The organism is Polaribacter batillariae (assembly GCF_017498485.1).
In the GTDB taxonomy this organism is placed as follows: domain Bacteria; phylum Bacteroidota; class Bacteroidia; order Flavobacteriales; family Flavobacteriaceae; genus Polaribacter; species Polaribacter batillariae.
In genome coordinates, this window is record NZ_CP071795.1 from 1,830,145 (window position 1) to 1,855,883 (window position 25,739).

The window sequence follows — 25,739 nt, forward strand, 5'->3', positions numbered from 1 at the left end:
AAAAAGAAAAACTCTAAATTTTACTTCAGAGTTTTCGATATTAAAAATTCTATTTTCAGTTTACAATGGGTTAAAACCATTGTTGTTAAATTATCTATTCATGGGTTTGTTTAAATTCATAAACATTAAATCTACGTCTGTGGCTTCTACATCTAACAAATATTTGCTAAAATGGTCTGCTCTTAACCAGAAAGAGTATTCTGTCATGTTTCCAAAACCATGTCTTTGTCCTGGCATAATCATAAATTTAAAACGTTTGTTCGCCTTAATTAATTCGTTCGCCATTCTAATAGTTCCTGCTGGATGTACATTATTATCCATATCTCCATGAATTAACATTAAATGTCCTTTTAGGTTTTTTGCCAAAGATTGATTGTCATCAATTTTATACTTATAAGAAATTTTTCCTTTCTCGTCAATTTCTTCTTTTACTCCATGATGCGTTTCACTCCACCAGGAATTATAGACATTATTATCGTGATTTCCTGCGGATGAAACAGCGGCTTTAAAAAAATCTGGATATACCAACATTGCAGCTGTGGACATAAAACCACCTCCTGAATGACCGTAAATTCCTACTTTTTCAATATCAATAAATTTGTATTTATTTGCCAACTGTTGTGCTACGTATTTTTTATCGGCTAAACCATAATCGCGTAAGTTTCCATAACCATAATTGTGGTACCATTTAGATCTGTCTGGGTGACCACCTCTGTTTCCTAAGGTAATTACTACAAAACCAACTTGTGCCATTCTATCTAAACGATCCATTCTATAAGAAAAAGATTTGTTTACAGCTTCTGTTTGCGGTCCTGGATATACGTATTCTAATAGTGGATATACTTTTGTAGAATCCATTTCAAAAGGGGTGTACATTACTCCATAAATATCTGTAATTCCATCATCTGCTTTTACTTTAAATGGTGTTGGAAATTTATAACCTGAAGCCATTAATTGCGATAAATCTGCAGTTTCTAACTCCATAACTTCTCTTCCATTAGAATCCATTAAATTTGATTTTGGAACCGTATTTACTCTTGAATAATTATTTACAAAATACTTATTAGAGTCAGACATGCTTGTATTTGTTGTAAAATCTCCAGGATTTAGTGTTTTCATTCCACTTCCATTTAAGTTGATTTTATAACTGTGCAAATAATATGGGTCTTGTTTTTTATTTACTCCATTTGCTGTAAAATAAAGTGTTCTTGTTTTTTCGTCTAAACCTTCGAAACCATCTACATGATAATCGCCTTCTGTAACTTGGTTTTTTAGGTTTCCATCAGCATCATACAAATAAAAATGTGCCCAACCATCGCGTTCTGCCCAATGCAGCATTTCTGTTTCGTTATTAAATAAAATTAGCGGACGAGATTCTATATAGGTATTAAAACGCTCTTCAATTAATGTTTTATATTCTCCAGTATTAATGTCTGCAACACAAACATCATACTTTTTACGATCTCTAGAAATTACACTAAAATATACTTTTCCTTTTTTCGAAAGTAATAAAGGTGGTGTAAAATCGTCATCGAAACTCGACTTTTTTCTTGGGGCTCTAAATACAGAAATGCTTTGTTGACGAACCGTATCTAAAGGTACTTTTACGTGTGTTTTTGTTGGAATATCGAAAATTAACAACTCCGATTTGTAATATTCTTGTTCTCCTGGCATATGGTATTTATAAGTCTCTAATGTGGGTCTTTTTTTACCTGTCGAATTAATTACCCATAAATCTTTTATATGTCTAGCGTCTGATTTTTGAAAAACAAACTTTTTAGAATCGTGAGACCAAGTTCCCCAAACACCTTTTCTTTTGTCTTTATTTTTTTCTACATCTTCGTTATCTTGCCCTCTATTACCACCTCCATAACCATAATTTTCTTCGCCATCTTTTGTCCACTGATTTTCTACAACCGTACTATCTTTTTCGTCTTTAATAAACTTTTTAAAGTTCTTTTTGTCCATCCAATACAAGTTGTAATTTTTAGAATATAAAACAATTGTACTGTCTGGAGAAATGTTTGCCCAGCTTTTCCATGGCTTTTTTTTAGGTTTTTTAGTATCAATAATTGTTAAACCATTTCCACCTAACTTATATTCTAAGTGGTACACTTTTCTCTCCATTTTAGGCTTTTTCTTTTTTGCTTTTTGGGTAGAAGTCGTATCTTTTTTAACATCTTTTTTTTCTTCTTCTACCTCTACTTCTTCCGTAGAAGTTACTCGAAAACGAATGGCATTTTCTGCTTCGTTAAACTTAATATTTAATCTTGGCAAATGTTTGGCATCATATGGGTCTTTTGTAATTTCTGTTAACCATTTTGCCATTTTTACATTGTCGAAAAGTGGTTTTTTAGATTTTTTATCTGCATCTACAATGTAGTGATTAGAACCTTCTGAGGTCTTGTAGGCATACCAAAAACGGTTTCCTTTTTTTAACCAATGTGGATACACAGAAGTTGAGTGCACCATTTTTGCTAAGTTTGTTGGAGAGTATTTAGCAGCTGCTCTGTAATTGGGTTTGGGTGTTTGTTGTGCGAAATTTGCAAATGTTGCAAATACAAGTAATGTAAATAAGGTAAAGTTTTTCATTTTAAAAAAGTGGCTGTTGTAAATTAAAAAGCTAAAGTTCTTTAAAACAAACAACATATCAAATTTAAAGAATCATAATTGTTAAATATTTAACAGTTTTAATTTAAATTTCGTTTTTCAATAAAAAAACGTTTTAATAATAGAGCGCATTCGTTTTCTAAAATTCCTTGAACTACTTTTGTTTTTGGATGTAACTTTGTATTTAAATTCATAAAACCCCTTTCAGGTTCAGAAGCGCCATATACAATTTTACCAATTTGCGTCCAATAACTAGCGCCTGCACACATTTGACAAGGCTCTAAAGTAACATATAAAACACAATCTTTTAAATATTTACCGCCTAAAAAATCGGCTGCAGACGTAAATGCTTGCATCTCTGCATGTGCAGTAACATCATTTAAAGTTTCTGTTAAATTATGCGCTCTCGCAATTACTTGACCTTTTAAAACAATAATGGCACCCACAGGAATTTCTCCTTTATCGAAAGCGATTGTTGCTTCCTGTAAGGCTTTTTTCATAAAATAAATATCGTCGAAAGGTTGTATCATTTGTTATTTACATTTTTTAGTAAAATTAAGTATTTTTTTTACGATAGATTTGTAATTTTTTACAGACACAAAATTTGTTATTGTATTTTTGTAGCTAAATGAAGAATTTGCTAGAGAACATATCAACTCCAAAAGATTTAAGAAAATTAAATCGAGAACAACTGCCACAATTAGCCAAAGAATTGCGTGCATTTATTATTGATATTGTTGCGACAAAAGAAGGGCATTTAGGAGCAAGTTTAGGTGTTGTAGAACTTACAATTGCACTGCATTATTTATTCGATACTCCTAACGATTTACTGGTTTGGGATGTTGGGCATCAAGCTTACGGACATAAAATTTTAACTGGCAGAAAAGAAATTTTTCATACCAATAGACAATTGGGTGGCATTGCAGGTTTTCCTTCGATAAAAGAAAGTAAATTTGATGCATTTGGAGTAGGACATTCATCTACTTCTATTTCTGCAACTTTAGGAATGGCAATTGCATCGAATTTAAAAGGCGAAAAAGAAAAACATCATATTGCTGTGATTGGCGATGCTTCTATCGCAAGCGGAATGGCTTTTGAAGCGTTAAACCATGCAGGGGTTTCTAACGCAAATTTACTAATTATTTTAAATGACAATGCGATTGGAATAGACCCTTCTGTTGGTGCTTTAAAAGAGTATTTAACAAAGGTAAAAACAGATCGAAAATTAGCGGCTCAAAACAATATTATAAAGGCATTAAATTTCGATTATTCTGGTCCTATTGATGGGCATAATTTACCGAAAATACTATCAGAATTAAACCGTTTAAAATCGGTAAAAGGCCCTAAATTTTTACATGTAATAACAACGAAAGGAAAAGGTTTACAGCAAGCTGAAGAAGATCAAGTAACCTACCATGCTCCAGGAAAATTTGATAAAATTTCTGGAGAACGCATTAAAAAGGCAACAAATTTATACACAAAATACCAAGATGTTTTTGGTAAAACTTTGGTAGAATTGGCCAAAAAAAATGATAAAATTGTAGGAATTACGCCTGCCATGTTAACTGGAAGTTCTTTAAAATTTATGCTTGAAAAATTTCCCGAAAGAACTTTTGATGTTGGCATTGCAGAACAACATGCGGTTACTTTGGCTGCGGGAATGGCAACTCAGGGTTTAATTCCGTTTTGTAATGTTTATTCTACTTTTTTACAACGTGCTTACGATCAAGTAATACACGATGTGGCTTTGCAAAACTTACCTGTAATTTTTTGTTTAGACAGAGCTGGTTTGGTGGGCGAAGATGGTGCTACGCATCATGGGGTTTTCGATTTGGCGTATTTACGCTGCATTCCTAATTTAATTGTTTTTGCACCTAGAAACGAAATTGAACTACGAAATATTTTATATACTGCTCAAAAGGGTTTAAAAAACCCAATTGCAATTCGTTACCCAAGAGGAACTGGAAAAATTTTAGATTGGCAAAAACCTTTCGAAAAAATTGAGATGGGTACAGGGGTTTGTTTGCAAAAAGGCACTAAAACTGCAATTTTAACTGTGGGAACTATTGCCGAAAATATAATAGAAGCCTTAAAATTAGTTTCCGCAAAATTAACTTTTTCTCATTACGACATGCGTTTTGTAAAACCTTTGGATAAAAATCTTTTGAAGCAAATTTTTGCGACTCACACTTCAATAATTACGGTGGAAGATGGCACTATAAAAGGCGGATTTGGAACGGCTATTTTAGAGTTTGCATCAGAAAATAACTATCGACATAAAATAAAAACAGTAGGTATTCCAGACACATTTGTAGAACATGGAAGTGTTTCTAAACTGCAACATAAAATTGGTTTAGATGTACAAAGTTTATTTAATTTATTAAGAGCTTCTTCATAAAAAAGACGCTAAAAAAACGACCTTTTTATGAAGTTTATACACTATTTTATAATAATTTTACTTGACGATTTTTTATTGTTTTCATCCACAATATTTACGATGTAAATTCCCGCATTTAAGTTTACAGAAACTTTTTGTTTTTCTTGAGAAGAAAAGTCTGCATGGGTTTTGTAAACTTGTCTTCCAGAAATATCAAAGATGTTTATTTTCGATTTTCCTGAACCATTTTTAGCAAACACTGTAAAATTTCCATTTGATATTGTTGGATACACTGTAAATGCTTTTTTATCGACTAAAACATCGTTTACAGAGGCAACAGCTGCTGTAAATTTACCAGAAAAAACCCCTCTACCATAAGTAGCGGCAAATACGGTATTATCATCTCTTAAATCTAAATCTGTTACTTTAACATTAGACATTCCGTTATAAGATTGCACCCATTTAGGAGATGCTGTAGTGATATCACTAGTTTTCCAAACCCCTAGTTCTGTTCCTATAATTACCTCATTTCTATTTAAAGGGTTTTGTAAAATTGCTTTTACAGGAATGTCTGGTAAATCGCCTTGTTTAGACGCCCAAGTAGCCCCTCTATTATTTGAATACCAAATACTTTCGACGCCATAATTATGCATGGTTACAAAAATTTCATTTTCTGTGGCACCAAATTCTATATCGGAAACTGTACCAAAGAAATCTGGCCCAGTAATCTCGGACCATATACTAGTAGATCCATTGGCATTCGTAATAAGTAAAACTCTACCATTTCTTAAACCTACGTACAAATTTGTTGCAGTTGTGGTGTAAGGAGACACTTTTAGTGCAGATGGAAAAGCATCCATTAAAGCATTTGTTAAATTAACCTTTGAAACTGTGCCAGATTTTAAGTTTGAATATCTTCTAATCACATAATTAGATCCGTTAGAGTAATTTGAATATAGAATATCTAAATTCGAGTCTAAGTCTTGTTGGTTAATAAAGTCTCCGTTTTCGGAACTTTCTTGATGAATTGTTCTATAAATTCCTGTATTTAAATCGATTAATTGAATACCAGCATTATATACAAAATTTACAATAACATACTTATCTACACCATCTTGATCGAAAAAAGATGCAGCACCATCTCCACCTGAGACATCTCTAGAACTACCTATTCCAGGGCTTAAATTTTCAAATAACTGAGTTCCATTATCTTGCGCACCCGCAATAAAATTATCTCCAGGAAGAATATTTGTAGGCGCAACACCAACAGTATAAAATTGTAGTGTATTATACCCTAAATTTCTTGAGTTTATACTACTTGCCCCATCATTAGAAAAATAAACACCACCATCGTTACTAAAAACGATTCTAGAAGATGATGAAAAACTAATGCCATGTTGGTCTGCATGAACTAAAGGTGCTTTTAAGTTTGCCAACTTATTATTGTTGGACCATTTAGATATTTGTGCCCAATTAGTTCCTCCATTTGTACTTTTAAATAAGTCTATTCCACCCACGTAAACAATATTATCGTTATTAGGATCCACGCCTAATAATAAATCGTAGAAAGCTTGTCCTCTTGTAAAATCATTAGCGGGTATCTCTTCGTCTGCATCATTTGGTAAAGCTAATGTGTTTACTTTAGAGAAATTATCTACAGTTTTATAAATACCTACTAAATTGCCACTTAAATGAGCTAGTATGTAAACTACATTAGAATTGCTTTTAGAGCAAACGATTTCTGTTCTTAAACCTCCAGGAACTTGGTGCACTTTTGTAAAAGTAGTTCCATTGGTAGATTTAAGAATTGCACCTCCTCCAACACCAAAAACATTTGGAGTTGTAGATAAAAATATCGAATTATCTGCAGCAATATCTAAATTATTTGGTTGAAAATCGTCGCCATTACCTGCTTTAGGAATTGCTAGTTTTACAAAATTAAGACCGTCGTTAGATTTATACAAACCAACATCATTTACACCAATGAGTGTTCTTGGGTCTGCAGCCCTGTAAGAAGATTCTCCTGCAGCAACAAAAACTTCTGAAATGCCATTGTTATTTCTTACAATTACATCATTTACATGTTGTATTCCATTAGAAACGTTAAAACCTGAATTGTTATCGGAATTTGACAAAGTTATCGTAACGCCTGCGGCTAAATTATCTACGATTTTTTCTCCATCTCTTTTAGAAACCATTAAAACAGGAATTGTAATTCCTGCATCTGTACCTGCCATTCCGACTGCATTTCCTGTTTCGTTATTAATAATAACTACTGCTTTGGCACCTGCAGATTGTGCTGCGTTTGCTTTTTCTACAAATGTACAGCTTCCTCTTCTTAAAAATGCAATATTACCATTTACCTCTGGAGCATTAATAATTGCTGTACAAGCATCGTCATTTGGTAATATACCGTCATTTACCAACACTAAATTGCCTGAAACACTTACATTTAAATTGCCACCAAAATCTGTAGCTAAAACAGCAGCAATATCTCCAGAAATATTTGCAGGAGAATTTATAGTTATTTTAGCATTAGATTCGAAAATAGATTTTCCTTCCACTCCACCAAAAACATTGTTCCAAGAATTTCCTCCATCTACACTTCTCCAAACGCCTGTTCCATTTACATCTCCAGATACATAAGATTCTCCTGTGCCAACATACCAAATTTTTGAGTTGTTAGGATCTATTGCAATAGACGAAATGGCTAAATTTTCTGGAATATTTACTTTTGTCCATTGAGAAGCTGGATTAGATATATTTGTATTTTTCCATAAACCACCACTAACACCACCTGCAAAAACAGTTTCATTTGTTGTATCATTAGGGTCGAAAATTAGTGCTCTTGTTCTTCCTCCAACATTGTTTGACCCACGTTCTTCCCAACCATTATCAACTGCATCTCCAGGAACTTTTCTTAGAAATCTTTCTTCATTTATTTTTTTTTGAAGTGCTAGCAATTCTACCTTATCTGTAGTTCCTGTTCTTGGATTTAACTCATTTAAATATTCTTGCTCGAAGTATTGATTTGGTGGCAACCCTTTTTTTAGCCTTTCTTTTTTAGATAATGAGTTTGTTTTCGTAAAAGGATGATTTTTTATAAAATTTGCATGATTTTCTCTAATTTTTTCTGCTTCTGACTTATTCCATTTTTGAGATATTATAAATATAGAACACGCTACTAGCAGAGTAACTACTGGTAGAATTGGTATTTTTTTGTTCATAAGTTTTGTGTTTAAAAAAAAACGATTACGTTTAAAGGCTAATTATTTTTCTTAAATAATATTTCCTGTTAATTTTTTATGCATTCGAATTGCGTAACTGTCTGACATTCTAGATACATAGCTACATACTTGCATAATTCTATTGTACAAACTATTCGTTTCTACTTTGTATTCTGCAGGTAGTAAGTTTAGCACCAAATTATCGAAATTCGAAGGATTACCATCGAACTTGTTATTGAAAGCAGTTACAAACACATCTAGCAAATCTGCTATAATTCGATAACCTGCAACCTCTTTCTCTATAACTTCTGTACTTTTATAAATCTTATCTACACTTATTTTTATGATGTCGTTAATTTGTGCTTCATACTTACATTTATCTAATAAAGATTTTTCGAAAGTTCCATTTAAAATGGCTTCTTCGTTTTTTAGAAAAATAGCTACAGCTTCGTTAATTAGCACGCCAATTGCTAGGGCTCGCAAGTAACTTATTCTATCTGTTTTGTGTTTTAGAGAATGGTATTTTTTAGAATCAATGGTATCTTTTACTAGCTTTATCATATATTCTAAAGCGTAATCTTCTTCTATTAGCCCTAAATTAATTCCGTCTTCAAAATCGATAATGGTGTAGCAAATATCGTCTGCGGCTTCTACTAAATACGCTAATGGATGCCTGTAAAAAGAAATATCTTGGGTTGTCGATTTTTGTTTCATACCTAAATCTTCAACTACTTCTAAAAATGCTGTTTTTTCTGATTGAAAAAAGCCATATTTTTTATCTACGATATGTTTTGTAGGTTTTTTAGGTAAGCTTTCTTTTGGATATTTTAAAAATGCACCCAATGTTGCGTAGCTTAACCTTAATCCGCCAGAAATACCTTCTCTAGATTCTGTTAAAATTTTAAATCCGTTGGCATTTCCTTCAAAATCTATTAAATCTTGATATTCTTTATCTGTTAAACCGGCTTTATATTTTACGCCATTTCCTGTTTTAAAATATTCGCCAATTGCTTTTTCTCCTGAATGCCCAAAAGGCGGATTCCCAATATCGTGCATTACTGAAGCGGCTGCTACGATTGCCCCAAAATCGTTAAAAGTGTAACCTAATTTCGCCAAATTTGGATGCCGTTCTAACAACTCTTTTCCAACTCTTCTTCCTAAAGTTCTACCTACTACAGATACTTCTAAACTGTGTGTTAATCTGGTGTGTACAAAATCGGTTTCTGATAACGGAATTACTTGTGTTTTGTCTTGCAAGCTTCTAAATGCAGATGAAAATATAATTCTATCGAAATCTACATCGAAACCTAAACGTGTTTCGTCTTGTGCTACTCTTGGGCGTTTTTGTGTATCGCCAAAGCGTTTTAAAGAAAGAAGTTGTTCCCAGTTCATTTTATTTTTTATAATAAGATTATTGCCTGAACAGAAATGGCAGAGCGCTCGAAAATACGAAAAAGATGCTTACCAACTTTTTTTAGACATCTCTTTCTAGTTTGATATCTTTTAATTTTTTCTCTAATGCCTTTATTTTAAAGCAGATTCTAATAAAGAAACAATAGTTTGTTTAAATTCTTGATTGTAAATGATTTTTTCCGTCCTACAAATGTAATTTAATCATATAAATTCGTACCAACAAAACTAGACATTCCAGTTTATAATGATTTAAAAATCAGGTTTATAAAAATAGAATAATTACAAAAATAGTATAGTAAAATAATGAGATAATTACCTTAAAATGGTGTCTTTCTCGAAAATTTACTATAAAATTGGGTATTTCTTATTACATAAAACAACTACAATCTGTTGAAGAATATGCTTTTTCTTGGGATGAGTTAGTGCAAAAATGCGATAAAACAGAAACTGCTTTAAAAAGTAAACTTTCGAGACTGGTTGCAAAAAAGGAAATTGTAAACCTAAGAAAAGGATTTTATTTAATAATTCCACCTAGGTATTCAAAGCAAGGACAAATACCTGTCAGGGCAAACGCATCATAACTTTAGTATTTTCAGCATATATTGATTATTGATAGCTGCTTTGAGTCTTTTGCTTTTAATACCAATTTTATTTTTTGAGTCTTTTCTAAGAATATTTAGAGCAATTTTGGTAAGTATTGAAAAGTTTTGAGAAGCATTTCCTGTTCTTTTCCGTGATGCATCTTCGCAGAAAGCTACGTCTAAAGTCCAATGAAGTTTGTTTTCTATTGCCCAATGCGATCGTATTGCTTTTTGAAAGACTTCAGAATTAGCTTTCAAACTAGATATATAATATCGTGTAGCTTTTTCTATAGGTCTATCCGAGTTTTTAAATTCACGTATGCTTTCTATCCTAACAAGGGTATTTAAATTTGCCCAATGATTATTTTTGGCAATGAATTTAAAATCTGTGATACAACTGCAAGTACGTGTTTCTATTCTTCCATGGTCTAAAGTATGCTGTATGTTTATCTCTGTGTTTTTAGCAAATTTGAATTCATCTTCAATATCTTCAAGAAGTTGTTCTTGATTGCCTTTTACGGCTAAAATATAATCAGCTTCTTTTGTCACTATCTTTTCAGCTATAGCTGTTTGACATCCCATAGCATCTATGGTTATAATAGTATTTTGAATAGATAAGATTTCTAATAATTTTGGAATCGCAGTTATTTCATTAGATTTTTCATCAGTTTTTACTTGACCTAAAACAAGATTGTTTTCACAAGCAAAGGCACTAACCATATGTATAGGAGATTTTTTACCTTTATGCTTTGCTCCTCTAATGGTTTTACCATCTATGGCTATCACTTCTTTATCTGTTAATTGCGCCAAGGTTTTTACCCATTCTATAAAGCATAATTCAAACTGCTTACTATCTATAGCTGAAAATACACGGTTAAAAGTATCATGTGAGGGAATGCCATTTGGTAATTCTAAAAAGGTACGTAAAAAATCTTCTTTTTCTTTAGCATAGAGTTCCATTTCATTCCAAGAATCTGCGCCACAGATAACAGATATAATTCCGATAAGAAGGATGTCGTTTAATTGATGAAGTTTTGTTAAATCACGTCTAGGGTCATCTATTTTATCAAAAATAGAAACTAATTTGTTTGTCATTTTTAAAATGTATAAAATATTGATTATCAGTATAATATACATAAAAATATTCACGTAAAAAAATTAAAATCAATAGATTAACTAAAAAAATTAAACTTTTTTAGATGCGTTTGCCATGAAATACCTGTTCAATTGTTTTCTAGTAAATTGTTTCAATATTTAAAAAGAGATTATTATTTATGTTTTTATTCTGCAGCCAAGTTTCACGGAGCTGGGCAGCAGCAAGTGCAAAGAGATTATGTAATGACCGACAAAGCATTTTCTAACATTAAAAAATCGTCTTTAGATATTCATTTTTTTACAACTTCAAAATGGCCATCAAAAAACATTGTAGAGAAAAAATCTGATGCAGGAATTTTTAAAATTTCAAGTCCAGCACTTACAGCAGTAGATTTAATTCATCATCAAAATAAGTTAGGCGGAATTAATAGAATGTTAGCTATTTTGGAAGAATTATCCGAAGAACTCACTAAAAATGACATCGAAGAATTATTGAGTTGGTATCCGCATAAATGTACTTTACAAAGATTTGTTTTTTTATTAGAAGAATTGGAAGTAGAAGAAATTCTTTTAAAACCGATAATGCAGCACTTAAAAAAAGCAAAATACTTTCCGGTATTGTTAAGCCCAAAATCTAAACAGAAAGCAGGCGCAGTAGATAACGAGTGGAAAGTGGATATAAACGTTAAATTAGAAAGCGATTTATGATTCCTAAATCATATATAGCAAAGTGGCAAGAGAAAGCGCCTTGGAAACAGTTTTATCAAGTAGAACAAGACCTTGTAATTAGTCGTGCTTTAGTAGAAATTTTTTCTGATGATTTCCTACGTGAAAACTTAACTTTTAGAGGTGGTACAGCTTTGCATAAGTTGTATTTAAATCCTGCTACGAGATATTCTGAAGATATTGATTTGGTTCAAATTAAACCAGGACTATAAAGCCAATAATGGAATGAATTAAAGAGGTTGTTACCTTTTTTGAAAAGCCAATAAGAATACAAGTAAAAGGACACGGAGCAAAAGCAACCTATCGTTTTACATCAGAATACGAAGATATTAGATTGCGCTTAAAATTAGAAATTAATTGTAAAGAACATTTTAATGTTTTGGATTGGGTAGATTTTCCTTTTGAAGTAGAAAGCGAATGGTTTTCTGGAAGTGCTAAAATTAAAACCTATAGCATTAAAGAATTATTAGGCACAAAATTACGAGCCTTATACCAATGCAGTAAAGGGCGAGATTTATTCGATTTAGATTATTCTAGGTTAAATATGAAATTGGATATAGACGAGATAGTTAAATGTTTCAAAGCATACACAAAATTTTCTACAGGAAACTGACCACCAAGTCAGAAAGAGTTTTTATTAAATATTGAAGAGAAAGAGCAAGACCGAGACTTCACAGGAGATATGGAAGCGCTTTTAAGAACAGGAATAGGACATAATCAAGAAGAAGCTTTTAACTGGCTTAAAAGCGAATTGATAAACAAGAGTTAAAAAATTAGTAGCCCTATATGTAGCCCTAAAAATTAAAAAACCCTTTAAAAACAAGGTTTTTAAAGGGTTTGCAGTACTCAAGGTGGGAATCGAACCCACACTCCCGAAAGAACTGGATTTTGAATCCAGCGCGTCTACCAATTCCGCCACTTGAGCAATTTAGACTTTTCGCCTCGAACCATAAAGCGAGTACAAATGTATTAAAATATTTTATTTTAAAGTCAAAAAATTAATTTCAAAGTCAATAAATAATTTCTACTTTTGCAACCTTACAACAACACAACAAAAAATCATCACTAAATGCCTACAAATCAACTTGCACCAAAACTATTTGCATGCTCACAGAGTATTACTTTAGCAGAAAAAATTGCAAAAGAATACAATACTACTTTAGGAAAAGTTAAAACAACAAAGTTTAGCGATGGAGAATTTCAGCCAGCTTTCGAAGAATCTGTAAGAGGAAGACGTGTTTTTATTATTGGTTCTACATTTCCAAATGCCGATAATTTAATGGAAATGCTTTTAATGTTAGATGCAGCAAAAAGAGCATCTGCAAGACATATTACAGCTGTTATGCCATATTTTGGTTGGGCAAGACAAGATCGTAAAGACCAACCAAGAGTTGCAATTGGAGCAAAATTAGTTGCCAATTTATTGCAATCTGCAGGCGCCACTAGAATTATGACAATGGATTTACATGCAGATCAAATTCAAGGCTTTTTCGAAAAACCAGTAGATCATTTATTCGCATCTACCATTTTTATGCCTTATATAAAAAACTTAAAATTAGAGAATCTTACAATTGCATCTCCAGATATGGGAGGTTCAAAAAGAGCATATGCATATTCTAAACACTTACATTGCGACGTTGTAATTTGTTACAAACAACGCAAAAAAGCCAATGTAATTTCTCACATGGAGTTAATTGGAGACGTAAAAGGTAAAAATGTTATCTTGGTAGATGATATGATCGACACAGGAGGAACATTAGCACACGCAGCCGATTTAATGGTAGAAAGAGGAGCCTTAAGTGTACGTGCCATATGTACACACCCAATACTTTCTGGAGGAGCCTACGAAAAAATAGAAAATTCAGGATTAACCGAATTAATAGTTTCAGATACAATTCCATTAAAGAAGGAAACTTCTAAAATAAAAGTTGTATCTTGCGCGCCATTATTTGCAGATGTTATGCATAAAGTGCAAGACAATACTTCAATTAGTGGACAATTTTTAATGTAAATAAATTAATAAAAAAGTAATGAAATCAATTACAATTAAAGGATCAAAAAGAGAAAGCGTGGGCAAGGTAGCTACCAAAACCTTACGTAATGCTGGTATGGTTCCTTGCGTTATATACGGAGGAGATAAGCCAGTGCATTTTTCGGCAGAAGAAATCGCATTTAAAAAGTTGGTATATACTCCAAACGTATATACTGCTACAATTAATGTTGATGGAGAAAAAATTGCTGCAATTTTGCAAGACATTCAATTTCACCCAGTAACAGATAAAATTTTACATGTAGATTTTTATCAGTTATTTGATGATAAAGAAGTTACAATGAACATTCCCGTAAAATTAGTAGGAACTTCTCCTGGAGTTTTAAATGGTGGTTCTTTACGTTTTACAAACCGTAAATTAAAAGTAAAAGCTTTACCTGCAAATTTACCAGATTTTATTTCTGCAGATATTTCTAAATTAAAAATTGGAAGTAAATTAGTTATAAAATCATTATTTAATGACAACTATACTTTTATGCACCCAGAAAATACTGTAGTGGTGCAAGTTAGAACTTCTCGTAATGCAACTAGCGTTATAGACGAAGATGAAGATGAAACAACAGAAGAAGCTACAGAAGCAACTGCTACTGAATAAGCTTCATAAATTATATATAAAAAGAGAGACTGTCTTAGAAAAGGCAGTCTCTCTTTTTTTGTAATTTTTCTAACTGATTGTGATTATACCAGTTATGATTTTAAATTCTAGTTTTACGGCTGCTCTCTAAACTTTGTTTGCTACTTTTAAATTGAAAAACATATTTTTATTTCAAGAATAAGAATGCTCTAACTCGCAAATATTTGATTTTAAAATAACAATGTGCTTTATAGATGCTTTTTATACCGGAAATGAGGTTACAAAAAAGCTAAAGATAAGACCAGAAAAAAAGTGCTTAGAAAAAATCTTCTAAACACTTAATTTAATTTTGTTTTCTTTACTTATTATTCTACAAGTAAAGTAAATGGAATACTATATTTTACACCAACTGGTTTTCCTCTTTGTTTACCAGGTTTCATTTTAGGTAATAATTTCATTACTTTTACAACCTCGTCTTTAATCTTTGGGTGTGGTGCTCTTGCTTGAATATCTACTACGTTTCCTTTTTTATCAATTTTAAAACCAATAAAAACTCTTTTTTTACCAGAAGACAAGCCTAATTCGTTTGGAAGTTCTGCGTCAAACTTTCTTGAGAAATGTTTTTGCACCATTTTACTAAAACAGTCTTTTAATTCTTTCTTATCTCCTTTACATCCAGGAAATACAGGTACGTCTTCAATAATCATAAAACTTACGTCCTCTACTACCTCTTCTACTTCTGCTACCTCTACAATTTCTTCTACTTCAACAGCTTCTGTTTCATCTGTTTCTGTAGTTTCAATTACAGTTTCTTCTACTTCTTTCTCATCTTCTACAACCTCAATTTTTTCTGGAGCTGGTGGTGGTGGAGTTTTGGGTTTTACGGGTTCTACTCTTTCTGTAATTGGAATATCTTCTTCCACTAAAGCATTCATATTTACAACACCTAAGTCACCAATAGTTTTGTCGTAAGTCTTTTTCTCAATTGCAGCGTAGGTTATAAATAGTGCTAAAACCAACCCTATTTGCATAAATATTTTACTGTAATTTTCTAAATTCGATTTCGGATTTTTCTTTATTTCCATTGTAAAGAGTTTTTAATAGTTCGCTAATTTAATTAAAAAAATGTATCAAATACAAGTATTAGGGCTAATTATATCGATTTTTTTTATAAATCTGATTAAAAACCACTAATCCTAAAAAAACGCCAGTCGTATTTGCAAGAACATCTAAATAATCTCCTGTTCTATACGAAGTTAATTCGCTTTGTAAAATCTCAATAATTATGCCAAAAAGAATGCATAAAAAAACAATTAAGTATTTTTTATGTGGTTTTCTAAAAAATGAAAGCAACCAACAAATAGATAGTGTAAAATAAGCAAAACTGTGTTGCCATTTATCTATATGACTAATTGGGGCTTCATATTTTGGCATTTTCATTAAACTTAAGTATAAAATACTAAGTGTAACTACTACTGCTATTATTACTATTTTATCCTTTAATAAGGTTTTTATACGCCTCCGCATCTAATAAGTCGTCTATTTGAGAACTGTCTGAAATATCGATTTTAATCATCCAGCCTTTTCCATACGGGTCCGAATTTACCAATTCAGGTGCATCTTCTAAAGCTTCGTTAAATTCAATTACTTCTCCACTTAAAGGCATAAACAAATCCGATACTGTTTTTACTGCTTCTACAGAGCCAAAAACTTCTCCTTCTTCTACAGAATCGTCTAAAGTATCTACATCTACGTAAACAATGTCTCCTAATTCGCTTTGTGCAAAATCTGTAATACCAACAGTTGCAATGTTGCCTTCTATCTTAATCCACTCGTGATCTTTCGTGTATTTTAAGTTTGATGGAATATTCATTTCTTTAATTATTTATTGTTATTAATTTTTAATTTCCTCCTAAATTATAAACGATGTTAAATCCACCATTAATTGCCTGTCTTGGAAATGTGGTAGAAATCGCATATTTCGACGTTTGATGATTGTAATAAAACGACGCGGTTAAATTACTATTTAATCTATAATCTGCAGTAAATTTAACAGAAAATAATTTCTGACCACCACTAATTTGATTATTATCTTCATCTACAGATCTAATTTGTGTTAAATTATCTCTTAGAGAAACATCTGCTCTTAAATTAATATCGCCTTTTAAGGTTTGTTTTTTGCCTGTAAATCGAGTACTTACTTTTACATCTTTAAATACATAACCCAACCCAAAAATATACTCAGTTCCTTTAATATCTGTTAAGGTACTGTTATTAAAATTCATGGTTAATGTTCGATCTCTTTTTACTTCGCCTCTAAATGAAAAAGAATTTCTCATTTTCATATCTACTTTTATCAATGGAGAAAACTCATCTACCAAGGTTACTGCAGAAACTAACAATTCTGGCTCGTAATTTCCAGCAGTATTTGCTGCTGTTGGGTTTGTAGGGTCGAATTGTAAATTGTTTGTAAAACTAGAAACTGTGTAAGAAGAATTATACCCGTGTGAAACTACAAAATTGCTAAAGTTCTTTTTAAACCATTTAAATTTCATTAGGCCATTGTAACGCAACGTCCAGTTAGGTATAGGAATGTTTCTAAACAAAGATGTACTTACACTCTCTGCGCTTTTACCAGAATATGCCGCCAAGAAAGCTGGTAGCAAAACTTGCTGACTGTTTTCTCCATAACCAGAAACTGGATTTCCGCTTTCTGTTGCCAATCTGTTTGCGATGGTACTTCTAAAATCTCGCATGTTTTGGAAAAGTACATCTGCATCTGTAAAAGCAGTAGAAATCATAGAGTAACTGGTGCTAAAGTTACCGTTTTCGAAAGCTGGTGCACTATTATCTAAAGCTCCTGTTGGCGTTCCATTTTCTACAACATCTATTTGTTGCGAGATATCTCTGGTTTTTATTTTATTTCCTCTTACATCGATATTTAAATCTGTAAACGGTTTTAGCGTAAATGTATAATCTAACTTGTTATAATGGGTTCTACTGTATGTTTTGTTGTAATATTCTTCATTAGGGTTTCTCGGCCCAACTAACCAACCATTTTCCAACGCTTTTGTTCTAATATCTACTTGGCTACCAAAAGCAAAAGAAGTGGGTGCACCACCTAAAAAGCCAACACCTTCTGTATAACCTGGTAATAATTGTCCGTTATTTTCTGAATAGCTCACTTTAGCTTGTTTAACAGAAGTTACCACATCATAAACTCCTTTTAAAATTTGTTTTCCTAAAGGAAGCTTCTTTTTCTGATTTGTTTTTCTTGGTGAAGGAGGTAAACCAACACCTTTTAATCCTTTAGAGTTTCTTCTTTGGTTTTTGCTGAGCAATAGTTTTTCGAAACCAAGGCCTTTGTAAAATTTGTCGAAACTAAAAGTAGTGTTTAAATTGTGTGTATTGGCATTCTGAATTACATTACCCACCAAATCTACATAAGGTACATCTACTCCATTTACATTAATGGTACTTTGTGCAGCAGCTTGCCAATCGAAATCGGCTGTGTATGCATAATCGGCTTTTATCCAACTTAAAAAAGGAATTTTATCGATTGGTAATTGATACGTTCCGTTTAATTTTTGATGATAATGATTGGCTCTACCCGTGTTAAAAAAATCGTCGAAAACTTGAATGTCTTCTGTCGTATCGAACGTATCGTAAATATAACTATTGGTTGCATTAAAGTTTAAAGTAAACGATTTTGTTAAATCGAAAGCAATTGTATAATCCCAATCAAACAAAAATCTACGTTGTTTTAATTCTGGTTGAGGCGATAAACCTGCCACCAAATTTCGAGATTGTTGCTCTGTATAATTTCTATTGATGCGAGAGTTTACTACAAATGTTTTAGGAACAGGGTTAAAGTTAAAATCTTTAATCAACTTTAAATATTTGCTATCGAAAAGCTTTACATTTTTAAAAGGTTCTATTGGTTTAGACTGAAAGCTGTAATTGTAACTTGCGCCAGCAGTTACGTTTTCGTTTATAAATTTTTGAATATTGTAATCTCTATGAAACTCTTTGTTGTGTGCATAAGAAACAGAGATATTTTCTATATCGTAAAACTTTGGTTTTTTGGTTGAGTTTGGATTTCTGTTCTTTTTAACATTAAGAAAACTAATGCTTGTACGTTTTGTATAGTCTCTAGAAAATTCGCTATTTGGATTTTGCCCCAAAGCATCTTTTAAGGTTACATCTTGGTATTGAGGGTCGTATTTTGGGTCTATAAATTTCTCTCCAATACTATAACTCATTGGCAACTGAATGCCCCACTTTTTAGGCGTTAAAACTTTTCCTAGGTTTATAGTGGTCGCAACGTCGTATTGTTTTGTTTCGTCTAAACTGCGTTGGTTTACTCGATCTTCTACATTACCAAAACCAATGGTTGACATGCTTCCTGCTAAAGAAACATTGGCAACATCTGCAAAATTAGCATCGGCATTTACAACGGCTGCCCAACCACCTTTGTTGTCGAAACCTGCAGAACGCAACTCGTTAAACCAAATTTCTCCACTTTTTGGAGTTAAAGAAGTATTTTTAAGACCTAACATTATGGTTCTTAATTGTGCCAAAGTTGGGTTTCCTTTTACGCTAATTTTATAAGGTAAACTTGCATCTTGTTGTGTAGAGGTAAAAATATCTACAATTGGAAAACCTGCAGCATCTCTTTCTAATTTTATTTTTCCGAACGTTTCTAAAAATGCATCTAAATTATTGGCTTCTGGCCAAATATCTAACTGCGAAGTACCATTTTTGGTAACTTTTAAAGGAATTTCAACTTGATAAAAATTCTCGTTTAAATCTGTTCCCAATCGAATAATTGCAGAAAAATCGTTATCTGCTAAACCTGGACTTCCTTGGTTTTCTTGCAAGTGCATAAACATTTTTAAACGCTTAAAACGTCTTAAATCTACACTAATGTTTTTATAGATTGCTCTTGTTTTTTCTGGCTCTAATTGGTTTACTTTTAAAGTTACAGATTGTTCGTTTTGTAATTGTACAGTTGTGCTTCCTTGCAAACGTTCACGCTCAATTCCTGGAGGCTGTACATAGCTTCCTTCATTTTGTTCGATACTAACTACACCTACTTCAAAATCGTTCAATTCGTCTTGTGTTAAATCTCTATCTGGATTTACAGCTGGGTCTAAAGTTTTTACGTAACGTCTCCAATCTCCACGAACCAAATCTAATTCTCCAAAACGAATTACCACTGGAATTCTAAAATTGGTTAAAAACATTCTTACAAAACGAATGCTGTTAAAGTCTGAAATATTATTTATGGGTGTTCCGCTTCTTACAGGAACTCTAAATTGATACCATTTTGTTTGTTGTGTAGAACCGTTTTCTAAGGTTACTGTCGTTACTTTTTCATCTACAATATATCCAACCCCTTTTTGTAAATTGTTTTTATCTAAAGAGATTTTATATTCGTAATAACTCTCTACAGTATTCATGGTTTGGTCTCTGTTGATATCTTCTACATCTGGATATGTGGTAGAAGATGTTGGAAAAGATTCTGGAGATTGGTTTAAGGTTGGCGAATTGCCTTGTGTGTTATTATAATCTTTATATCTTGTAATTAATGAAGCATCTATAGCATCTAAATTTCCTCCTCTAAAAAACTGAAAATTATCTGCTGCAGGGTCTGGTAAAGTTGCAAATTGTCCAATTCCTGCTAAATTCTTTTCTTCATCGTCATTTAAACCATCAAAACCTAAATCTTGGTTTGTTCTTGCACCATCTTGTTCGTTAAAGGCATAAATTATAGAAGGGTTTCTTGGAACATCGCCCCAAGTTGTTCTGTTTACATTATTTCCAGGAACTTTTAAACCATCTTCTGGCAAACCGTTTTCGTACATTTTACGGTTGTCTTTTAGCACGTCTTCAGAAACATTTCCTAAATTGATGTACAAATCTCCTACTTGGTTTATAGGATTGTTTGGGTTGATACCTTGTGGCAAACCTTCTTCGGTTGTAATGGAATAGTTCTCGTAAGGATCCATAATCCAAAATTGAAGGTACTCGACATTTGCTTGGTCGAAATTGTTGGTCGTTAAAGGTCTCATAATACCTCCCCATCTTGTTTCTGGGTTTGGTAAAATTACTTTTCCGTCGATAATGTTTGCGTTTGGATCGAAATTATACGAACCTCTTTCTTGTGGGAAATAAGCCAAATCTAAGGTTCTTACTAAAGAATTCTGAGTAATATCTAACTGAACATTTGGAAACAATTCTTGGTAATTAATTTGTCTTGTTTCTGCTCTCGAAAGCTCATCTGCATCTATACTTGCTGGTGTTTCGCCTGCGCCATAAAATATTTGATCTACACTATACCAAGCCAATTTTGCTCTTTTGTAATTGTAAGATAAATCGTCTTTTTCTCCATTAAAATTCGGAAAATATTTAGGGGTACTTGCTTCATACCAATCTAAGGGAGAAAGCAAACTAATAGGAACTTGCGAAGCTTCAAAATCGTCTATATAAGAGGTTGCTGCACCTGTTACGTCAATTCCACTTGGGGTTCCTGGAATTAAATAAGCCATATCTCCTCTTACAGAAATATTAGAAGGCACATCTGTATCTACAAAAGGCAATTTATTGGCCAGTTTTGTAAAATAAGGCACTTCTGTAGCATAATTAAAATTAAAACCTAACATGGTATTGTTTATAGGTTCTGACCCGAAATTAACTTTTGGTGTTAAAGGTCTTTCTTCAATATTTAAATAAGTGGCACCCACTACGAAATCTTCAGAAAATTTATGTTCCACATCTATACCTATAAAGGTTTTTCTTTGCTGATTAAAAACAGCATTATTTTCTGTGGAAACACTTATGGGAGTTCCAGAAGCTTGTAAACCTGGATCTATAATTTGCACTCTTCCTAAGTTGTAATCTACTACATAATCTACACCTTCTACCAGCTGTCTTCCTCCAGCAGAAACTCTTACAGAACCTCTTGGAACGTTAAAAGCACCTATGGGAATGCCACCTGCGTTTTCCGATTTAAAGTATCCTTTTAAAAAGTATTTGTCTTTATTTTGAAAGTTGTTCTTAATATTAATTTTCGTATTTAAATACAATTCTTTAAAAGCGTATCTTTCTACGTCTGAAGTACTTGGGTCTAAACCATTGTCATTAGGACTCATTTGAACAAGATCATTACCAAAAGGTTCTGGTTCTGGGAAAAAGATAAATCCGTTTTCGGAATTTACGGTAATTCCTTCGACATAATCGAAATAACCATCTGGATTTCTAGATTGGCTTTGGTCTAATTGGTCTAAATTTAAAACTTGTAATAAAGGTTTGTTGGCAAGACCGGCTGTTTGCGCATTTTGTAAAACGTTAGAAGGAATTCCTGTTTGATCGTCTCTATATTGAATTTCAAACCGAAAACCATCTTGCGTTAAAGGAAAAGCACCTAAAGCATACACGTTTTTCATCATTAAACGCCATGTTGGAAAAGATTCTTCACCACCATTTCCATCTGATCTTTTGGTTTGTAAAATTTCGCTACGTAATAACTTTACCGCTAAATTATTGGGTGCTTGCACACCATCGTTAGAAAATTCACCCACTTTAAAAGAATTTTTGGTGCTTCCTGTTACATTTCCAGCCACTGTATATTCGTAAGCAACTGCTAAAACTTCGCCATCGTTTAATCTTCTATTTAAAGAAATAAAACCTAATTGAGCGTTTAATTTAAATTCGTTGGGGTCTAGTTTTCTTGCATTTTCTAACATAGAATAATCTGTACCTTGTTCCATATTTAATTGGTTTCTTAAGGTACTTTCTACTGTAGAAACATCTCTAATGCCATTTAAAATATTGGGTTCGTAAATGTTATTAGCTCCGTTAAAGGGTAAATTTTTTCCAGAAACCACAGCCTGATTTGCACTCGGAACAATGTTTCCATTTTGATCTACAAACACATCTGGGTCCGATTCTGCCAAATCTGCAATTGCCACAATACTTCTAAAATCTTCTGTACTTGCATTTCTGTTGGTAATCCAAACTTCGATTCTTGTAATGTTAATAGGACTACTTATTAATGGATAGTTTTTTAGCGAATTTGAGTAGTTATCGATAAAATATTGAGATAAGAAAAAATGGCGATCGTTATCGTAATCTGTAGTTCTTAATTCGAATTGCTGAATAGAAGCACCACCTTCTGAAACAACTGTTTTACTTTCGGAATTTTGTTGAGAAAACACGGCTGTTATGTTTGTATTCCCGAATTTTAAATCTGTTTTTACCCCAAATAAGCTTTGTGCTCCGTTAATTAACGAGTTTTTTATGGGCATAGAAACGTTACCGGCTTCAATTCCTTGAATAATATCGTCTTCTGTTGGCGTATATCCAATTTTAACTAAATTTTGAAAATCGAAAGAAGCCTGTGTATCGTAATTTGCAGTAAATTCTAAGCGCTCACCCACTTTTGCACGAATACTTGCATTAATTTGTTGGTCGAAATCGAACGTAAAGTTACTTCTGTTTTCTTCAGAAATTTGCGGATTGTCTGTATTTTGATAAATAAAACCAAGCTTTAGGTTTAAGTTTCCTGTTGGTGTTACTTTTACGGTGTTTCCTCCAAAAATAGATTCAAAAAATTTAGAGTTTACATAATAGGTTGGTAATAAATCTTTTTGTGCGTCTTTCGCGCCTTTTTTCTTTCCACTTGCTGCACTTACTTTGTCTTTAAAATACTGGGTCATATCTCGCCTTAGGCGATATTGTTCGTATTCTTTTGGCGTTAAATAAATAGGTGTTTTTGTGTAATAGTTTCCTATTTTTTCAACAATAACATACCTATTTAATGTTTTATCGAAAACAATTACTTTTTCTGCCAAATCGTCTAAAAACAAGCCTCCTTTTTGGTTACTTTTAAAATCGTAACGAAGTTTTATAGAATCGTTTTTAACAACAATGGTATCTTTTTTTGCTTTGGTTTGTGCGTATGTGGTTAAACTTACAGCGAAGGTTACTGTTAGAAATAAGAAAGTATTTTTAAAAAACGTACTCAATTGATTATAAACTTTTTAAGGCTAATTTTATGATTTGCTCTACAGAAGCATCTGAATTTTCCTTTAAAATAGCAGACACCAATTTGTCTGACTGTTTTCTGTTAAAACCTAGAACTTCTAAAGCAGATAACGCTTCATCTTTATTTGTATTGCTTACAGAAAGAGAAACTTCATCCATATGAAAGGTCTTTAAGATTTTATCTTTTAAATCTACTATAACTCTTTGTGCTGTTTTTGCACCAATGCCTTTTACAGATTGAATTAAAGCTACATTTTCGGATGCAATTGCGTTTTGTATTTCTTCTGAAGTCATCGAAGAACACATGGTTCTAGCAATACTTGGCCCAACACCAGAAACAGAAATTAACAATTTAAAAACCTCTCTTTCTTTTTTACTGATAAAACCAAACAACGTGTGCGCATCTTCTCTAATAGACAAATGTGTGTATAAAACAACGTTTTCGTTTTCTGGCAAACTAGAAAAGGTATTTAAAGAAATATGCAACAAATACCCAACACCATTGCAATCGACAACAACTTCTGTCGGACTTTTCTCAACCAATCTTCCTCTAACTTGTGTAATCATAAACTTAAAATTCAGGCTTCTAAAGTACTATTTTATATTTGTTGTTATATACTATTGATAAAAAAAATAATGGATTTAAATTAAGAACAAAGAATTCTAACATAAAAATCGTCAAAAGAAGCTTTGTTATTGGGTAATTCTTCGAGAAAGTTTAGCATATCTTGCCCTTCAAATTTTTCTATAATCCTTATTTAAAGCAATAAACCTACAGAAAACAAAGCACTAATTTAATAATTTTATATCAATTTGTTAAAAATTAAACAATACAAAATATTTCGGTAAATATTTATAAAAAGAATGGTTAGAATTTATTTTGTTAGCATCTTTGCGTAGTGAAAAATTCTTTTTAAAATTTTTCAAGAAAAAACAAATAAACTGTCTTTTTTGCGAAAGCAAGAATTTAAATTTAAAAAAAATGAAAATAGCTGTAGTTGGCGCAACTGGAATGGTTGGCACAGTAATGTTAAAGGTTTTAGAAGAACGTAATTTACCAATCACAGAATTAATTCCTGTAGCTTCAGAAAAATCTGCCGGAAAAAAATTATCGTACAATGGTAAAGAATATACGGTTGTAACTTTACAAGATGCCGTAAACATGAAACCAGATGTGGCTTTATTTTCTGCTGGTGGCGAGACTTCTTTGCAATGGGCACCAAAATTTGCAGAAGTTGGCACTACTGTTATCGATAATTCTTCTGCTTGGAGAATGGATCCCACAAAAAAATTAGTGGTTCCCGAAATTAATGGCGATGTTTTAACTGCAGATGATAAAATTATTGCAAACCCAAATTGTTCTACCATTCAATTAGTAATGGCTTTGGCACCTTTACATGATAAATATAAGATGAAACGTGTGGTTATTTCTACCTATCAATCTGTTTCTGGAACTGGGGTAAAAGCAGTTCAACAATTAGATAATGAAGAAGCTGGTGTTGACGGCGAAATGGCGTACCCACACAAAATTGGTAGAAATGCATTGCCACATTGCGATATTTTTTTAGAAAATGGCTACACAAAAGAAGAAATGAAATTGGTAAAAGAACCAAAGAAAATTTTACGTGACGATTCTTTTTCTGTAACTGCAACTGCAGTTAGAATTCCTACTGCTGGCGGGCATTCTGAAGCTGTAAATGTTCAGTTTGAAAATGATTTCGATTTAAATGAAGTTCGCAAAATTTTAAATGAAACTCCAGGTGTTGTTGTACAAGACGATTTGGCGAATAACGTATATCCAATGCCAATTAATGCGCACGATAAAGATGAAGTGTTTGTTGGACGAATTCGAAGAGACGAATCTCAAGAAAATACCTTAAATTTGTGGATTGTTGCAGATAACTTACGAAAAGGTGCTGCTACAAACACAGTTCAAATAGCTGAATATTTGGTAGAAAATAATTTGGTTTAATTTAAAAGATTTCTCAACTTCACTTCGTTTCGCTCGAAATAACACTATAATTTGTCATTTTCGATC

At 32.4% G+C, this 25,739-nt stretch carries 18 protein-coding genes and 1 tRNA gene; 8 read left to right on the plus strand and 11 right to left on the minus strand.

The window, feature by feature from the left end; all coding sequences use genetic code 11:
• Positions 1–90: 90 nt before the first annotated feature.
• Positions 91–2,592 (minus strand): S9 family peptidase, encoded by a 2,502-nt coding sequence (locus tag JL193_RS07825; protein ID WP_207973247.1) that lies wholly within the window; start codon positions 2,590–2,592, stop codon positions 91–93.
• Positions 2,593–2,690: 98 nt separating this feature from the next.
• Positions 2,691–3,140: a nucleoside deaminase gene (locus JL193_RS07830; protein ID WP_207973248.1), complete on the minus strand. Its 450-nt coding sequence runs from the start codon at positions 3,138–3,140 to the stop codon at positions 2,691–2,693.
• Positions 3,141–3,238: 98 nt separating this feature from the next.
• On the opposite strand from JL193_RS07830, the gene dxs reads away from it, so the two are divergent.
• A complete protein-coding gene (gene dxs, locus JL193_RS07835; protein ID WP_207973249.1) occupies positions 3,239–5,008 on the plus strand; it encodes a 1-deoxy-D-xylulose-5-phosphate synthase in 1,770 nt (589 codons plus the stop codon).
• 41 nt (positions 5,009–5,049) lie between these two features.
• On the opposite strand, the gene JL193_RS07840 is transcribed toward dxs, so the two are convergent.
• Positions 5,050–8,214, minus strand: coding sequence for a PA domain-containing protein (locus tag JL193_RS07840; RefSeq protein WP_207973250.1), 3,165 nt, complete (start codon positions 8,212–8,214; stop codon positions 5,050–5,052).
• Positions 8,215–8,265: 51 nt separating this feature from the next.
• A complete protein-coding gene (locus JL193_RS07845) occupies positions 8,266–9,606 on the minus strand; it encodes a deoxyguanosinetriphosphate triphosphohydrolase (RefSeq protein WP_207973251.1) in 1,341 nt (446 codons plus the stop codon).
• A 374-nt stretch (positions 9,607–9,980) separates the two neighbouring features.
• On the opposite strand from JL193_RS07845, the gene JL193_RS07850 reads away from it, so the two are divergent.
• A complete protein-coding gene (locus tag JL193_RS07850; protein WP_243456869.1) occupies positions 9,981–10,208 on the plus strand; it encodes a hypothetical protein in 228 nt (75 codons plus the stop codon).
• On the opposite strand, the gene JL193_RS07855 is transcribed toward JL193_RS07850, so the two are convergent.
• A complete protein-coding gene (locus JL193_RS07855) occupies positions 10,203–11,345 on the minus strand; it encodes an ISAs1 family transposase (protein WP_207973252.1) in 1,143 nt (380 codons plus the stop codon). The genes JL193_RS07850 and JL193_RS07855 overlap by 6 nt on opposite strands.
• Before the next feature lie 90 nt (positions 11,346–11,435).
• Between JL193_RS07855 and JL193_RS07860 the strand changes: the two genes are divergently transcribed.
• The 3 genes from JL193_RS07860 to JL193_RS17365 are packed head-to-tail and all read left to right on the plus strand — an operon-like array spanning position 11,436 to position 12,642.
• Complete coding sequence (locus tag JL193_RS07860; RefSeq protein ID WP_243456870.1) at positions 11,436–12,011, plus strand: type IV toxin-antitoxin system AbiEi family antitoxin; 576 nt, start codon at positions 11,436–11,438, stop codon at positions 12,009–12,011.
• A complete protein-coding gene (locus JL193_RS17360; RefSeq protein WP_254712890.1) occupies positions 12,008–12,241 on the plus strand; it encodes a nucleotidyl transferase AbiEii/AbiGii toxin family protein in 234 nt (77 codons plus the stop codon). The genes JL193_RS07860 and JL193_RS17360 overlap by 4 nt, the downstream gene beginning before the upstream one ends.
• A gap of 56 nt (positions 12,242–12,297) precedes the next feature.
• Positions 12,298–12,642, plus strand: a complete 345-nt coding sequence (locus JL193_RS17365) for a nucleotidyl transferase AbiEii/AbiGii toxin family protein (protein WP_254712891.1) — start codon at positions 12,298–12,300, stop codon at positions 12,640–12,642.
• A 230-nt stretch (positions 12,643–12,872) separates the two neighbouring features.
• Here JL193_RS17365 and JL193_RS07870 read toward each other — a convergent pair.
• Positions 12,873–12,954: transfer RNA gene (locus JL193_RS07870), tRNA-Leu, on the minus strand.
• A 144-nt stretch (positions 12,955–13,098) separates the two neighbouring features.
• Here JL193_RS07870 and JL193_RS07875 point away from each other — a divergent pair.
• Together JL193_RS07875 and JL193_RS07880 are read left to right on the plus strand one after the other, a co-directional pair.
• A complete protein-coding gene (locus tag JL193_RS07875) occupies positions 13,099–14,040 on the plus strand; it encodes a ribose-phosphate pyrophosphokinase (protein ID WP_207973253.1) in 942 nt (313 codons plus the stop codon).
• A 19-nt stretch (positions 14,041–14,059) separates the two neighbouring features.
• Entirely contained in the window at positions 14,060–14,674 is a 615-nt protein-coding gene (locus tag JL193_RS07880; RefSeq protein ID WP_207973254.1) for a 50S ribosomal protein L25/general stress protein Ctc, read from the plus strand.
• A 344-nt stretch (positions 14,675–15,018) separates the two neighbouring features.
• On the opposite strand, the gene JL193_RS07885 is transcribed toward JL193_RS07880, so the two are convergent.
• The 5 genes from JL193_RS07885 to ruvA all read right to left on the minus strand — a co-directional run bounded on the left by JL193_RS07885 (position 15,019) and on the right by ruvA (position 24,268).
• Entirely contained in the window at positions 15,019–15,738 is a 720-nt protein-coding gene (locus tag JL193_RS07885) for an energy transducer TonB (protein ID WP_207973255.1), read from the minus strand.
• 64 nt (positions 15,739–15,802) lie between these two features.
• Positions 15,803–16,093, minus strand: coding sequence for a VanZ family protein (locus JL193_RS07890; RefSeq protein WP_243456871.1), 291 nt, complete (start codon positions 16,091–16,093; stop codon positions 15,803–15,805).
• A 52-nt stretch (positions 16,094–16,145) separates the two neighbouring features.
• A complete protein-coding gene (gene gcvH, locus JL193_RS07895) occupies positions 16,146–16,526 on the minus strand; it encodes a glycine cleavage system protein GcvH (protein WP_207973257.1) in 381 nt (126 codons plus the stop codon).
• A gap of 28 nt (positions 16,527–16,554) precedes the next feature.
• On the minus strand, positions 16,555–23,682 hold the full coding sequence (gene sov / locus JL193_RS07900; protein WP_207973258.1) for a T9SS outer membrane translocon Sov/SprA: 7,128 nt from the start codon (positions 23,680–23,682) through the stop codon (positions 16,555–16,557).
• A gap of 4 nt (positions 23,683–23,686) precedes the next feature.
• Complete coding sequence (gene ruvA, locus JL193_RS07905; RefSeq protein ID WP_207973259.1) at positions 23,687–24,268, minus strand: Holliday junction branch migration protein RuvA; 582 nt, start codon at positions 24,266–24,268, stop codon at positions 23,687–23,689.
• Positions 24,269–24,683: 415 nt separating this feature from the next.
• Between ruvA and JL193_RS07910 the strand changes: the two genes are divergently transcribed.
• Positions 24,684–25,673: an aspartate-semialdehyde dehydrogenase gene (locus tag JL193_RS07910; protein ID WP_207973260.1), complete on the plus strand. Its 990-nt coding sequence runs from the start codon at positions 24,684–24,686 to the stop codon at positions 25,671–25,673.
• The last annotated feature ends 66 nt before the right edge of the window (positions 25,674–25,739 follow it).

Coding starts and splice junctions, on each gene's coding strand:
- JL193_RS07825 (WP_207973247.1), bottom strand. CDS start 2,592: ATGAAAAACTTTACCTTATTTACATTACTTGTATTTGCAACATTTGCA.
- JL193_RS07830 (WP_207973248.1), bottom strand. CDS start 3,140: ATGATACAACCTTTCGACGATATTTATTTTATGAAAAAAGCCTTACAG.
- dxs (WP_207973249.1), top strand. CDS start 3,239: ATGAAGAATTTGCTAGAGAACATATCAACTCCAAAAGATTTAAGAAAA.
- JL193_RS07840 (WP_207973250.1), bottom strand. CDS start 8,214: ATGAACAAAAAAATACCAATTCTACCAGTAGTTACTCTGCTAGTAGCG.
- JL193_RS07845 (WP_207973251.1), bottom strand. CDS start 9,606: ATGAACTGGGAACAACTTCTTTCTTTAAAACGCTTTGGCGATACACAA.
- JL193_RS07855 (WP_207973252.1), bottom strand. CDS start 11,345: ATGTATATTATACTGATAATCAATATTTTATACATTTTAAAAATGACA.
- JL193_RS17360 (WP_254712890.1), top strand. CDS start 12,008: ATGATTCCTAAATCATATATAGCAAAGTGGCAAGAGAAAGCGCCTTGG.
- JL193_RS07875 (WP_207973253.1), top strand. CDS start 13,099: ATGCCTACAAATCAACTTGCACCAAAACTATTTGCATGCTCACAGAGT.
- JL193_RS07880 (WP_207973254.1), top strand. CDS start 14,060: ATGAAATCAATTACAATTAAAGGATCAAAAAGAGAAAGCGTGGGCAAG.
- JL193_RS07885 (WP_207973255.1), bottom strand. CDS start 15,738: ATGGAAATAAAGAAAAATCCGAAATCGAATTTAGAAAATTACAGTAAA.
- JL193_RS07890 (WP_243456871.1), bottom strand. CDS start 16,093: ATGAAAATGCCAAAATATGAAGCCCCAATTAGTCATATAGATAAATGG.
- gcvH (WP_207973257.1), bottom strand. CDS start 16,526: ATGAATATTCCATCAAACTTAAAATACACGAAAGATCACGAGTGGATT.
- ruvA (WP_207973259.1), bottom strand. CDS start 24,268: ATGATTACACAAGTTAGAGGAAGATTGGTTGAGAAAAGTCCGACAGAA.
- JL193_RS07910 (WP_207973260.1), top strand. CDS start 24,684: ATGAAAATAGCTGTAGTTGGCGCAACTGGAATGGTTGGCACAGTAATG.